Source organism: Acetobacter garciniae (assembly GCF_017377735.1).
GTDB lineage: Bacteria > Pseudomonadota > Alphaproteobacteria > Acetobacterales > Acetobacteraceae > Acetobacter > Acetobacter garciniae.
On sequence record NZ_JAFVMH010000002.1, the window covers coordinates 303,438 to 317,369 of the forward strand.

The 13,932-nt window shown below is 65.5% G+C and carries 10 protein-coding genes; 2 read left to right on the top strand and 8 right to left on the bottom strand.

Going from position 1 to position 13,932, the window contains the following annotated elements:
- Nucleotides 1–3 precede the first annotated feature (3 nt).
- The 8 genes from J2D77_RS05280 to J2D77_RS05315 all read right to left on the bottom strand — a co-directional run bounded on the left by J2D77_RS05280 (nucleotide 4) and on the right by J2D77_RS05315 (nucleotide 10,615).
- On the bottom strand, nucleotides 4–1,203 hold the full coding sequence (locus J2D77_RS05280; protein ID WP_331000068.1) for an efflux RND transporter periplasmic adaptor subunit: 1,200 nt from the start codon (nucleotides 1,201–1,203) through the stop codon (nucleotides 4–6).
- 473 nt (nucleotides 1,204–1,676) lie between these two features.
- The gene (rodA, locus tag J2D77_RS05285; RefSeq protein ID WP_230975530.1) at nucleotides 1,677–2,858 is read right to left on the bottom strand and encodes a rod shape-determining protein RodA; all 1,182 of its coding nucleotides are present in this window, start codon (nucleotides 2,856–2,858) and stop codon (nucleotides 1,677–1,679) included.
- The gene (gene mrdA / locus J2D77_RS05290) at nucleotides 2,851–4,767 is read right to left on the bottom strand and encodes a penicillin-binding protein 2 (protein WP_207845258.1); all 1,917 of its coding nucleotides are present in this window, start codon (nucleotides 4,765–4,767) and stop codon (nucleotides 2,851–2,853) included. Before mrdA ends, rodA begins: the two co-directional genes overlap by 8 nt.
- A 25-nt stretch (nucleotides 4,768–4,792) precedes the next feature.
- Nucleotides 4,793–5,356, bottom strand: coding sequence for a rod shape-determining protein MreD (locus tag J2D77_RS05295; protein ID WP_207845259.1), 564 nt, complete (start codon nucleotides 5,354–5,356; stop codon nucleotides 4,793–4,795).
- A gap of 12 nt (nucleotides 5,357–5,368) precedes the next feature.
- On the bottom strand, nucleotides 5,369–6,283 hold the full coding sequence (mreC, locus tag J2D77_RS05300; RefSeq protein WP_207845260.1) for a rod shape-determining protein MreC: 915 nt from the start codon (nucleotides 6,281–6,283) through the stop codon (nucleotides 5,369–5,371).
- 108 nt (nucleotides 6,284–6,391) lie between these two features.
- Entirely contained in the window at nucleotides 6,392–7,438 is a 1,047-nt protein-coding gene (locus J2D77_RS05305) for a rod shape-determining protein (RefSeq protein ID WP_207845261.1), read from the bottom strand.
- Between the two features lie 236 nt (nucleotides 7,439–7,674).
- Nucleotides 7,675–9,264: a 2-isopropylmalate synthase gene (locus J2D77_RS05310; protein ID WP_207845262.1), complete on the bottom strand. Its 1,590-nt coding sequence runs from the start codon at nucleotides 9,262–9,264 to the stop codon at nucleotides 7,675–7,677.
- 304 nt (nucleotides 9,265–9,568) lie between these two features.
- Entirely contained in the window at nucleotides 9,569–10,615 is a 1,047-nt protein-coding gene (locus tag J2D77_RS05315; RefSeq protein WP_207845263.1) for a COX15/CtaA family protein, read from the bottom strand.
- A 142-nt stretch (nucleotides 10,616–10,757) separates the two neighbouring features.
- Here J2D77_RS05315 and J2D77_RS05320 point away from each other — a divergent pair, with 142 nt between their 5' ends.
- A complete protein-coding gene (locus J2D77_RS05320) occupies nucleotides 10,758–11,483 on the top strand; it encodes a TVP38/TMEM64 family protein (RefSeq protein ID WP_207845264.1) in 726 nt (241 codons plus the stop codon).
- Nucleotides 11,484–11,664: 181 nt separating this feature from the next.
- Nucleotides 11,665–13,920 (top strand): ATP-binding protein, encoded by a 2,256-nt coding sequence (locus J2D77_RS05325; protein ID WP_207845653.1) that lies wholly within the window; start codon nucleotides 11,665–11,667, stop codon nucleotides 13,918–13,920.
- Nucleotides 13,921–13,932 lie beyond the last annotated feature (12 nt).

Genomic DNA, 13,932 nt, shown 5'->3' on the forward strand with positions numbered 1-13,932 from the left:
CGTTTACTGCCCGTTCTTGGTCGGCTGGGCCGCGCCATCTGCCGGGGGCGCTGGCTGGTCGTCCTTCGGCTTTTCTTCGATAGCCGTCACTTTCGCGCCGGGCGTGATCTTCTGCACGCCGCTGACCACCACGCGTTCATCCGCCTTCAGCCCGCCCAGAACCACCCAGTCGGTGCCGATCGCCTGGCCGATCTGGATCTGGCGCAGGGCCACCGTGCTGTCGGGCTGGACAACCCATACCTGCGGGTCACCATGCGTGTTGCGGCTTACGGCGTCCTGGGGCACCAGCAGGGCCTGCGGGTCCGTGCCTTCATCGAGCTGGGCATGCACATACATGCCCGGCAGCAGCAGTTTTTGCGGATTGGGCATGATCGCGCGCACGATCACCGATGACGTGCTGGTATCCACATTGACTTCGGCCAGCGCCATGCGGCCCTGATGTTCGTATGTGGTGCCGTCTTCCAGTGTCACGGTTACGGGCACGTTGCCGTCTGGCTGGCGCTGGATACGCCCTTCGGCCAGTTCCCGCTTGAGCCGCAGCAGCGTGATGGCGGGCAGGTTGACGTCCACGTAAATGGGGTCCAGCCGGGTGATGATGGCCGTATTGCCGGTCTGGTTGGCGGTGACCAGCGCACCCACGGTCATAAGCGTGCGCCCGATCCGGCCGGAAATGGGGGCGTACATCTTGGTGTAGCCCAGATCGACCTGGGCGTTTTCCACCTGGCCCCTGGCACTCAGGATCGCACCTTGCGCTTCCTTCTGGGCGGCTACGGCGTCGTCATAATCCTGCTGGCTTACGGCATGTTCGCGCACCAGCATCCTGTAGCGGCTGACCTTGGCGGTGGCGGTGGCCGCACGGGCTTCGGCCTGCTGCAACTGGCCGCGTGCCGCGTCGTACGCCGCCTGATAGCGCGAGGGATCGATCTGGTAGAGCTGCTGGCCCGCGACCACATCCGCCCCTTCGGTGAACAGCCGCTTTTCGATCACGCCCGTCACCTGCGGGCGCACCTGCGCGATTTCGAACGCGTCGGTCCGGCCGGGCAGGCTGGTATGGACTGCAACGGCATGGGGGTGAAGTGTGACCACGCCCACGGACTGGGGCGGGAGCTGCATGGCCGCGTCCTTGCGTTTGCAGCCATCAAGCGCGAGCAGGGCAACGGCTGAAAGCAGGACCGGGCGGAAGGGGAAAGAGCGTGGCGTCACCTGTTATGGTCCCGTTGCTTGACAAGATTATCCGAGCGGGCGCCCGATGGCCCACAAGGCAGGAAAGGAAAGAACAGCCCCGGACTCATCCTTGCCGGTGCCATGCGCAATAGGGCAGGCGGCGGCGCGAAGGACGAAAACGGGCAGAGGGAGGCTTATGGAGAGTGAAACGGAAATAGTACTAATTGTTACTTTTAGGCGGAAAATTAGAAGCCAGACCGAAACCTGTCAAGTCTGTAGCAGGCCGGGTTAAGAAATCCAGAAAGAACGCAAGCCGGTCGGCGTTCCCAGTGGCGATCCCGACAGGCATTCCCGCCGGACTTGCGGGACACACTCCCGATGGGCACTCGGGCTCGCGTGGAATGGCTTTTGCCCGAGGGCTGAAGGGGCTCGCCACGCCGCGGGCCCAGGCCCGAACCTTCTCGCGGGCTTCTCGTGGGGCGAGCGGCCGGCAGGTGGCGTGCTACGCGGGCCTAGCTTTGTGCGTCGGTCAGGCTTTCTCCATAGCGGCTGTCCCGATGTACCCAGGTCGAAAGCAGCAGCCCGAAGCCGAGCATGACATTAAGCATGGCCGACCCCCCGTAAGAGATCAGCGGCAGCGGCACGCCCCCCACCGGGATCGCGCCCATGACCATGGACAGGTTGACCAGGCAGTAGAAAAAGAAGTTCATGCTGATGCCCAAAGCCAGCAGCCTGCCAAAGCGGTTGCGGCAGCGTATGGCCATGGCCATGCCGCCCATGATCACCAGCAGCAGCAGGCCCAATATGGTCACCGCACCTGCGAACCCCCATTCCTCCGCGATCATGGTGAAAATGAAGTCGGTCTGTTTTTCGGGCAGGAAATTCAGTTGCCCTTGTGATCCGTGCAGGTAGCCCTGTCCCCACATGCCGCCCGACCCCAGCGCGATCTTGGACTGGATGATATTGTAGCCAGCGCCCAGCGGGTCGTCTTCGGGGTGGAGGAAGGTGGTAATGCGCGCGCGCTGGTAATCATGCAGGTGGGCATAGGCGAATTTTATCAGTGACGGCACGGGCAGCAGCAGCAGGACTATCTGCCACAGCCGCATGCCCGCCGCGAAAAACAGCGCCGCCCCGATCCCGCCGATAATCACGGCCGTGCCCAGATTGGGCTCCTTCAGCACCAGCGCCACGGGAACCAGCACCATGGCGGCGGGTGGGATCAGCCACAGAGGGTTGCCCATGCGGGCATAGCCCACGCGTGAAAACCAGGCCGCCAGTGCCAGCACCAGCGCGATTTTCGCGAATTCCGAAGGCTGGATCTGCATGCCCCCGATAATCAGCCAGCGCTCGGCCCCCTTGCCCACATGCCCCGCATGCAGCACCGCAAGCAGCAATATGAGCGAAAGCCCGTAAAGCGGGCCCGCCGCCAGCACAAGAATGCGCGGGGGCAGCATGGCCACGGTGATCATTATCACCAGCCCCACCGCGAAACGAATGGCCTGGGGGGCGGCGAACGGATAGGGCGTGCCCCCGCCCGCGGAATAGAGCGTGACATAGCCCACCCCGGCCAAAGCGCAGATCAGCAGCACGTACAGCCAGCTTATCCGCCACAGCTTGGCCAGCAGGCGAAAGCTCGGTTCCGCGCGCAGCAGGCGCTTGTGGAACCGGACCCGGCCGTGCAGCGTGCTACTCAAGGGTGTCGCTCGCATCGGCCACGTTTTCAGGTGGCGGCGTGGTGTGGTTGACCGGATCGCGCAGCAATGTGTCGCGCATGATGTCGCGCGCCAGGGGGGCCGCGGCATCGGCCCCCGTATTGCCATGCTCGATCACGACGGACACCGCATAGCGCGGCGCATCATACGGGGCAAAGCATATGAACAGGGCGTGGGGCCTGTATTCCCACGGCAGGTCGGCGGAATTGAAATGCCCGGTCTCACGCAGCGCGCGGGAGACATGGCGTACCTGGGCCGATCCCGTCTTGCCCGCCATGGTCATGCCCGGCAGGTCGAGCTGTGCCTTGGGGGCCGTGCCATGCGGTTCGTTCACCACCGCGAACATGCCGTCGCGCAGGGCTTGCAGGTAGTTCTGCGGCATGCCCAGTTCGGGCCAGTGCTCGGCCTGTGCGCGGGGGTCCAGTTCGCCGTTGATGGCGCGGACCAGATGCGGCTCCACCGCCCGCCCCGTGGCGATACGGGCCGAATAGGTGGCAAGCTGGAGCGGGGTGACCTGAATGAACCCCTGCCCGATGCCGCTGACGATCGTATCACCCCCGTTCCAGTGGTGGTGGTGCGCCTGCCGCCACGCGGGGGTGGGAATCAGCCCGTCGCGCGTGTGGGGCAGTTCGATATCCAGCTTCACGCCCAGGCCCATCTGGTGCGCGGCCTGGGCAATGCGGTCCATGCCGATCCGGCGCGCCACTTCGTAGAAATAGACGTCGCACGAATATTTCAGCGCCCCGTGCAGGTCCACCGAACCATGCCCCCAGCGCGACCAGCAGTGAAAGCGCGTGCCGCCAACATCAAGGTGGCCGGGGCAGAACACCCTGTTGGTCGGGCTGACAAGGCCGGACTGCAACGCCGCCATGGCCACGGCGGGCTTGAAGGTGGACCCCGGCGGGTAAACCCCCGCCACCGCCTTGTTGATAAGCGGCGTATGGACATTGTCGGTCCATTCGATCCACTGCGCGTGGCTGACACCGCTGTCGAACAGGGCCGGGTCGAAGGAGGGGGTGCTGACCATGGCCAGCACCTCGCCATTATGGCAGTCCAGCACCACAGCGGAAGCGGTCTGGTCGCCTATGTGGTTGAGCACCTTCTGTTGCAGGCCACGGTCGATGGTCAGGCTGATTTCCTCGCCCGGCATGCCTTCCACGCGGTTGATCTCGGACATCATGCGCCCCACGGCGTTGACCTCCATCTCGACCGAACCGGCATTGCCGCGCAGGCGTTCGTCCTGGCTCTGCTCTATGCCCGCGCGGCCCACGCGCATGCCCGGCAGGGCCAGCAGGGCCGATCCCGCCACGTCGCCTTCGTTGGGGGGGGCCACGTAGCCGATGATATGGGCCAGCATTTCGCCTTCGGGATAGACACGCCGCGTGCCCACATCGATCAGCACCCCCGGCAGGGAGGGGGCGTTGAGTTCGATACGCGCCATTTCATCCCAGGACAGGAAATCGCGCAGCATGACCGGCACAAAGCGGCGCTGATGGCGCATTTCCCGCCCGATGCGGCTGCGATCGCGTTCATCCAGCGGGATAATGGCCGAAAACCGCTCGATCGTGGCGCTGACATCCGTGGTTTCCTCGGGCATCAGCAAAGCGCGCCAGTTTTCCTTGTTGCTGGCCAGCGCAATCCCGTAGCGGTCGACAATGCGCCCGCGCGGCGGGGCCAGCAGGCGCTTGCTGACACGGTTATTGGCCGCCATGCGCGCGTAGTGGTCGCCATCATTGATCTGGAGCTTGTACAGCCGCCGGGCCAGTTCCCCCATCGCCCCGGCCTGCACGGCCATGAAAAGCAGCGCGCGGCGGGTGAACACGCCACGGGCGGGGTCCTTCTGGTCACGAATGGGCATCAGGCGCCGGTTTTCGCGCTTGCGCCACTTCATGGACACGCCCCCCGCCACCCTGCGGTCATGGTGTGTCCTTCTCGTCCAGAAAACGCAGGAACCACGAAGAGGTTGCGGACAGAAGCGGGTAAATTCCTATGCACAGCAAAGCTTCAAAAAATGCGGGCGCGGGATCGAGGGAATGCAGCCGAAATACGCAGGCAAGGGTCCATTGCAAGGCGGCGGCTCCTGCTCCTACCAGTCCGAATACGCACCATACCACCAAAAAATTCGACCGCATCAGACCGAAGCGGGCATAGCTTGCGGTGCCATGGGCCAATAGAAGAATAAAGGCACTGACCCCAAGCGGTGTAAAGCCCACCAGGTCCATGAAAAGCCCAAGAACAAAGACGTTCAGCGGCGGCATGCCCGATGGCCGCCAGACGGACCAGAAAAAGACCGTGCTCAGCACGATGGCGGGCAGAAGTTCGGCCGCGCCGGGCAGCCCCACAGGGGCCGAAAAAATGATGATGGCAAGGATGGCGAAAACGGTGGGCAGCAGGTGGCGCGCCGCACGGTCGAGTCGCTGCCGCAGGGTCAGTTGCGGTTCGGTATCGGGGTCCCAGGATGTATGGCGTGGAGAGGGCATGGCCTTGCGTCTCTACCCTTCCTGGCCGGGGGGCAGAAGGGTCTTGAACGGCAGGGCCAGCGGGCGGCGCGGATGGGCCAGCGGCACATGGCCCGGCGCTTCGGGCGGTTCGATTTCGGATGGCTTGAAGTCGAACACGCGCAGCATGGTCAGGTGGTCGAGTGCTGCGAAAGGCTGCACTGCCGGCTGGCCCGCATGCAGGTAATGCACCCGCCCGATGGGAATGCCCGCAGGCAGCGCGCCGGCCTGCCCACCCGTCACCACGCGTTCGCCCTCGATGGGGCGGGCGTCCTGCGGGTAGTAGAGCAGGTGCGGCGTGGGGCTGTTATCCCCCGCCATGATGGCCGAGGCATGGCTCGATTCAAGCAGCACCGGCAGGCGGCTGGCAATGTCGGTTATCAGCAGGATGCGCGCGGCATGGGCCCCGACCTCCGTCACCCGTCCGGCCAGCCCGTCCGCCGCCAGGGCGATATTGCCCGTCTGCACCCCGCTTTGCGTGCCCGCCACCAGCAGCACTGCGCGGGCGTAGATCCCCCCGCTATCGGCCACCACCCGCCCCGTTACGAAAGCGGGCGTGGGTTCGGGCACCCAGTGCAGTTCGGTCTTGAGGGCGTCGTTCTCGCGCGCAAGGGAAATCGCGACTTCGTACCAGCGGCGCAGATTGGCGTTTTCGGCTTGCAGGCGGCTGTTTTCCTGCGCCAGGTGCCGTGCTTCGCGCAGGCCGTCCACGATTTCGAACGCGCCGTTCTGCCCGTGGGCCAGCAGGCTCCATAGCGGGGCCAGCCCGTCGGCCACATACATGCGCGCCCTGTCGGCCACGGGTTTTTCAACCTGCCCGCCAATCATGATCCCGACAGACAGCAGCAGCAAGGCTGGCAGAACCAGCTTGGCCAGGGCCTGTCGTACCTGAATGGAAACCGGGAGCATGGAAACCGGGGCCCCTTTCGGGCGCTTGCGGACGATTGCGGCCCGCGTTGTCTAGTCTGGCACCATGGTCGGATCACCAGGGTCAGGTCATGGTGCCGGGTGGGGCTGTCAATACATGGTGGTCAGGACGTTGCGCAGGCGCTTTATTTCTTCCAGCGCGCGGCCGGTGCCCAGGGCCACGCAGGACAGCGCATCCTCCGCCACCGTCACGGGCAGGCCGGTGGCGTAGCGCAGCACGTCGGCCAGGCGGAACAGCAAGGCCCCGCCGCCGGTCAGCACAATGCCTTTGTCCACGATGTCGGCTGCCAGTTCGGGGGGCGTGTTTTCAAGGGCCGTGGTAACCGCGTCTATGATCTGGCTGACCGGCTCCATCAGGCTTTCGGCAATCTGCGCCTGGGATACGGGCACTTCGCGCGGCACGCCATTGATCAGGTCGCGGCCCTTGACCTGTGTCCACGGGCCCTGGTCCTCGCCCTCGCCCGGCTGCATGGCCGAGCCGATGCTGATCTTGATCCGTTCGGCGGAGCTTTCACCGATCAGCAGGTTATGGGCGCGGCGGATGTAGGAGATGATGGCTTCATCCATCTTGTCCCCGCCCACGCGTACGGACCGGGCATAGACAATACCGCCGAGCGAGATCACGGCCACTTCGGTCGTGCCGCCGCCGATATCGACGATCATGCTGCCCGAAGGCTCGGTCACGGGCAGGCCGGCCCCGATGGCCGCGGCCATGGGTTCCTCGATCAGCAGCACGCGCCGTGCGCCCGCACTTTCGGCACTTTCCTGGATGGCGCGGCGTTCCACGGCGGTGGAGCCCGAAGGCACGCACACGATTATCTGGGGGCTGGCGAAGGCGCGGCGGTTATGGACCTTGCGAATGAAATGCTTGATCATTTCCTCCGCCACGTCGAAATCCGCGATCACGCCGTCGCGCATGGGGCGGATGGCGGTAATGTTGCCGGGCGTGCGCCCGACCATCTGCTTGGCTTCCTCGCCCACGGCCAGAAGCTGCTTTTTCCCGCGCATGTCCGCAATGGCCACGACCGAGGGCTCATTCAGGACAATGCCGCGGCCCTTGACGTAGACAAGGGTATTGGCGGTACCCAGGTCGATAGCCATGTCGGCGGACATGAGACCGAGCAGACGAGAAAACATCCAGGACTCCTGGTTCAGGCGGCACGATACAACAACTCGCTGGCGCGGATGGCCACTGCACGCGCCGTGACGGGCGTGCAAGAAGCCAGACGCTGGCCATGTTGTCGTTCACTTGGAAATCTGTGCCCGGATTACCGGGGTGCGGGCAAGCAGACAAGACCCTGTGTCAAGAAACTGACGCATTAAAATGCCGCGTCAGCCTGTCTGCTCCCCCGCATGCCGCCTAAATGGCTGTTTTACGCCGTCAGGGCCTCGGGTTCGGTGCGGGCGCGCTTGACCAGCAGTTTGTTCAGCGCATGCACATAAGCCCGCACGGCCGAGACGACCGTGTCCGCATCCGCGCCCTGGCCATCCACCAGCTTGCCGGATTCTTCGAGCCGGACAGTGGTGCGGGCCTGGGCATCGGTACCTTCGGTCACGGCACCGACCGAGAACAGGGCCAGCCGCGCCTCATGCGGGAACGCCTTGCGCAGGGCGTTGAAGGCGGCATCGACCGGGCCGTTGCCGGTGGCTTCCGCCTTGATGTCGCGCCCGTCCACTTGCAGGTTCAGTTCCACATGCGAAGGCTTGCCCGAGACCGATTGCAGGCTCAGCGACCCGAAGCGGATATGGTCGTGGTCGCGCGCTTCCTCGTCCACCAGGGCTACGATATCGTCGTCGTACACGACCTTTTTACGGTCGGCCAGGTCCTTGAACCGCGCGAAGGCGTCGTTCAGGCGGGCGTCGTCCATGTCGTCATAGCCCAGGGCCTTGAGCTTGTCGCGGAATGCCGCGCGGCCCGAATGCTTGCCCATGACCAGGGACGAACGCGACCAGCCCACGCTTTCGGGGGTCATGATCTCGTATGTGGCGGCGTTTTTCAGCACGCCATCCTGGTGAATGCCGCTTTCATGCGCGAAGGCGTTGCGCCCCACGATGGCCTTGTTGGGCTGCACGTCGAAGCTGGTGATGGTGGCCAGCATGCGCGAGACCTTCAGCAGGTTGGGCGTATGGATATTGGTGGTGAAGGGGTACTGGTCGTGGCGGGTGCGCAGCGCCATGACAATTTCTTCCAGCGCCGCATTGCCCGCGCGTTCGCCAATGCCGTTGACCGTGCATTCCACCTGCCGCGCCCCACCCCGGATGGAGGCCAGCGTATTGGCAACCGCCAGGCCCAGGTCGTTATGGTTATGGGCCGAAAAAATCACCTGGTCCGCGCCGGGCACGCGTTCGCGCAGCATGGAGAAAATGCGTTCCATGTCCTCGGGCGTGGCATAGCCGACCGTATCGGGCACGTTGATGGTGGTCGCCCCCGCCTTGATGGCGGCTTCCACGCAGCGGCACAGGAAATCGGGCTCAGTGCGCGAACCGTCCTCGGCCGACCATTCCACGTCATCGGTCAGGTTGCGTGCCGCGGCGTTGCCCGAGGTGATCAGGTCCAGCACCGTCTGGGGTTCCATCCGCAGCTTGTATTTCATGTGCAGCGGGGAGGTGGAGATAAAGGTGTGGATCCGCTTGCGCTCCGCCGGGGCCAGGGCCTCACCGGCGGCGGCGATATCCTTCGCCCCGCCGCTGCGGGCCAGCGCGCAGATGACAGCACCCTTCGCGTGGCGTGCGATTTCGTTGACGGATTCGAAATCCCCTTTCGAGGCGACGGGAAAGCCCGCCTCGATCACATCCACGCCCAGGTTGACCAGGGCTTCGGCCATGCGCAGCTTTTCCGCCAGGTTCATGGAAAAACCGGGGGACTGCTCGCCGTCGCGCAGGGTGGTGTCGAAAATAATGACACGCTCGGCCGTCATGCGGCCAAAGGAAGGGTGGATGAAGCTGGTGTGATCAGCAGACATGGACGTATTCCTGGATGATTCTGGTCTGGCACAGGAATGGGCTGGCTGTGCCGCATTCTGCCCGCACGCATGCGGGCGCTCTCTCATGGTCCTCCCCTGGGCGCAACGGCACAAAGCCGCCCGGCTCGCTCAGGGGCAGGTAAGTCGAAGGAGAAGGTCCAGACGCCGCGCCACGCCGCCCGCCGCCACGCTTGCGCGGCACGATGCAGAATCGGAAAAGGGGCGGTGGCGAGTCATGGCCGCAACCATACAGCGCCTGTGTACAAACGCAACCACAAAACGCCCCCCGTACACGCAAGCGGGTTCAGCGGGTGGGGGTGCTTCGCAGGCTGTGCAGCACGTACAGCATCGTGCCCAGCAGCACGGCGGCAAAGGTCTGGTGCACCGCACCGGCCCAGACCGGCACCACCAGCAGCAGGGTCGTGACACCCAGGGCGTACTGAATTCCCACCGCCCAGCCCAGCAGAACAAGTGCGTTGCGCGCACGTGCCCCCAGGCCCTGCGCGCGCAGGCCCACCAGCAATGTGGCAGCCACGCTCAGCGCGGTCAGTGTCGCCAGCAGGCGGTGGTCGAACTGCACGGCGGCCTTGTTGGCAAACCAGTTCAGCCAGAAGGGGGACAGGCTGGCATAATCCGTGGGTATCAGATGCCCATCCATGAGCGGGAAGGTATTGAACAGGAACCCCGCATGGGTGCCCGCCGTGAACCCGCCCGCGACAATGGTGGTGCACAGCAGTGCCGTCGCCACCCCCGCCGCCAGCCGCACCGGCCGTGCGGCCGCGGCGTCGGGTACTGCGCCGGTGCGTGGCCAGCGGACGGAAAAGGCCGTCCACAATATGGCGGCGTACAGCAGAAGGGCGGCACTCAGATGCAGCACCAGCCGCACGGGCTCGACCGCCGTGCTGTCGGGCCGAAAGCCCGAGGCGACCATGAACCAGCCAATCGCGCCCTGCAGCGCGCCCAATATGAAAAAGGCGAACAGGCGCAGGGCCAGGGCCCGTGTCATCATGCCCTTGATGGTGAACCACACCAGCGGCACCAGCAGCACCAGCCCCATCAGGCGGCCCCAGAAGCGGTGGATCCATTCCGCCCAGAAGATTTTCTGGAACCCCGCCAGCCCGAAGCCTTCATGCTGGAGATGGTATTGCGGAATGGTCTGGTACAGCGCGAACAGCCGTTCCCATTCCGCATGCGACAGGGGGGGAATGAACCCGCTGACCGGCTGCCAGTCCATGATGGACAGGCCCGAACCCGTCAGCCGCGTGACCCCGCCAATGGCGATCATGCCCAGCAGCATGAAGCACAGAAGGAACAGCCAGCCCGAAATCAGGCGGCGGTGGGCGGGTGTCATCTCCGGCTGGGGGCTGGGGCTCGGTTTGGGGCTTGCGGGCATGGTGGCCTTTGGGGCTGGGGTTGCACGGTAGTCGGGCCGGGCGGTGTTCGGCTGTGTCGCTGTTGGGGTTTACAGCCAGCTTGCAGGGCGCTGCAAGAAGATGGTACCAGCAGCGCTGATGGAACCTGCCCCGCCTCCACCCCCGCCAACCCCGCCTGACCGATCTTCCTCCCCCACCCGGCCGGTGCTTTCCGTGGTCCGCCCGCTTGTCATGCTGCTTGTGCTGGTGGCGGGTGCTTTGTGGCTGCGGCATGTTCCCCTTCTGCACCATATGCTCGACAGCACGGCCATGGCCCGGCGCGGCGTGTCCGGCCATGTGGTTTTTCTGCTGGGCGCCACGCTGTGGTGCGCCTTCGGCCTGCCGCGGCAGGTGGCGGGGTTTGCTGCGGGCCTGGCCTACGGGCCGTGGATCGGCCTGGCCGCGATCACCCTGGCGTCCACCCTGGGCTGCCTTGGCGGGTTTTTCTGGGCGCGCTGGGGCGGCCGGGCCTGGGCGCTGGCGCGCCTGGGCAGCCGGTTCGCGCGGATCGATACGGTGCTGACCCAGCGCCCGTTCCTGAGCATCCTTACGTTGCGGCTGCTGCCCGTGGGTTCGGCCTTGCTGCTGAACCTGCTGGGCGGGCTGTCGGGTATCGGGGTCTGGCCCTTCGTGGCGGCGACCGTGCTGGGGGCGCTGCCCCAGAACCTTATTGCCGTGCTGCTGGGCTCGGGCGTGCGGGTGGGGGCCGGCTGGCAGTTTGGCGCCGGGGCGGCCTTGTTCGCGCTTTCGGCCGGGGTAGGACTGTGGCTGTGGCGATACAGCCGCGTGGCATCAGCGAACAGGTAGCCTCGCCTTTGGCCGGTGCCAATGGTATGGAGGGGATACGGGCAGGGCCTGCGGGCCGTGGCCCCGGGGGCCCTGGCGTGGAAGGCCCGCGACAGTAAGGAGGCGCGTATGCGCTGTACGAACTTGACGGAAAAGCCCGATGCGGCCCTGATGACGCCGGACAGGAAGGAGCATGTCTGACATGCAACGGCATCCCGCAAGATGGGCGCATGTTCTGGCTCTTATCGGGGCTGGCCTGCTGATCGTGACCTTCGGGGCGATGGGCATCGAACTTGGCAATGAAATGGCGCGCCACGGCGACCTGGACCGGCAGAGTACGGCCGCGGGCAGCTATCTGCGCGGCCTGCACCACGCCACAAGTGACGCGCGTATCTGCCATTATGCCTGGCTGGCCGAACACCGGCCCGAAGACGCCGCCTGCTATGAACAGGCCGTTCATCAGTTGTCCGACGGGAAGAACCAGTTCGAATCGTTCCGGGCTGTGGAATCGCGTGAACAGGGTGGCCGGGCCGAACCGCTCAATACGGTTGAGAAACAACTTGGCGTTATTGCCGCCTGGCCCGCCCGTGTGGATGCCATGCCCGCCGGCGGGGAGCAGGTGCTGGCAAGCCTTGACCAGAACCTGTCCGTGCTCAGCCGTGTCAGCACCATGGACCAGGCGGACCGCGTGGCCAACATGCTGCGCAACACAAGCTGGCAGCGCAGGCTGGCCCTGCTGGGTATCCTGACCGGTGTGTTCAGCCTGATTGCAGCCGGCTGGGTGCTGGACCGTTCCTCCGTCGTGGCCGCCCGGGCCGAGGCCTCATCGCGCGATCTCGCACTCAGGCTGCGGGCAACACTCGACAGCCTGAGCATGGGTGTTGCCGTGTTCGGGGCCGATGGCCGGCTGTGGCACTGGAACGAACAGCTTGCCGTGGTACTGGGGCTGGACAAGGGTTTCCTGCGCACCGGCCTGCCCTATGACACGCTCAGCTCCGTGCTGATGGTGGACGGCGTGCCGCTGATGGAGCCGCTTGAACATATCGAGGCAAGCCTGGCCAAGCCGCAGCCCGACGCACCCGTGGTGGTGGAATGCAAGGGCACCAACGGGGCTGACCTGGAACTGTGCCGCACGGTGTTTTTCGCCCCCGATGGCCCCATGGACCGCCGTGGCTTCGTGCTGACCGCGGCCGATATCACCATGCGCCTGCGCAGCGAACGCGCGCTGGGCGAGGCGCAGAAACTGCGCGCCCTGGGGCAGTTGACGGCGGGCATCGCCCATGACTTCAAGAACCTGCTGACCGTCATTCTGGGCAATCTGGAACTGGCGGCCGAACACGACCAGGACGACCAGGTGGAACAGCGGCAGGAATATCTTTCCGCCGCCGCCCATGCCGGTCGCCGGTCCGAAGCGCTGACCGGCCAGCTTCTGTCCTTCATGCGCCGCCAGTCCGGCGCGCCCGACTGCCTTTATTTGTCCGACCTGTTTTCCTTCCTGGGCGGGCTGCTGGGCCGCGTGATCGGGCCGCGCATCGTGGTCGAATGCGATCATGTGGGCGATGTCTGGCCCGTGCGGGTGGACCCCGCGCAACTGGAAAGTGCGGTGCTCAACCTCGCCATCAACGCGCGTGACGCCATGCCTTCGGGCGGGAGCCTGCGCATCGTGGCGCGGAACGTGACGTTCTCGGTCAATTCCGATCTCATGAGCCTGCCGGTCGAAGGTGGGCGCAACATGCGCGTGGTATCCGACACCACGCCCCTGCCCGCCGGGGACTGGGTGCGGCTGGACGTGATCGACAGCGGTTTCGGCATGACACGCGACGTGCTGGACCGCCTGTTCGAACCATTCTTCACCACCAAGCGCGAAGGGGCGGGCACGGGGCTTGGCATGGCCATGGTCCTGGCGTTTTCCCAGCAGGTGAATGGCCGCGTGGTGGTGGCGACAGGGCGCGGCAGCGGCACGGAGGTATCCCTGTGGCTGCCCCGCGCCATCGCCACGCCGGAGGTAGAGGCCCCCGTCACCCCATCCGTGGCCGAAGCGCGGCCCGCGGTTCCCGCACCCAAGAAGCCCGAACGCAGCCTGCAGGTGCTGGTGGTGGAGGATGACGCGGTTATTCGCGATATCGTCGTGACCATTCTGGGCATGGCCGGCCACCGCGCGTTGGAGGCAGGCGATGGCGAGCAGGCCTTCGATGTCGCGGCCGGGGTGGAAGGCCCGCTGGACCTGCTGGTGACCGATATCCAGCTTCCCGGCCCGCTGGACGGGGTCACCCTCTCGCGCGTGCTGGTGGAACGCTATCCGGGCCTGGCGGTGGTGTACATGTCTGGCGAACTGACTGCGGATTCCCCGCCGCCGCGCGCGGGTGTGAACGGGGCAAGCCTGCTGGCCAAGCCATTCCGGCGCGACGGGCTGATGGAGGCGGTGACAAACGCCCTGAGTGCCCGGGCCGGTAGCTAGAAGCTGAAAAGG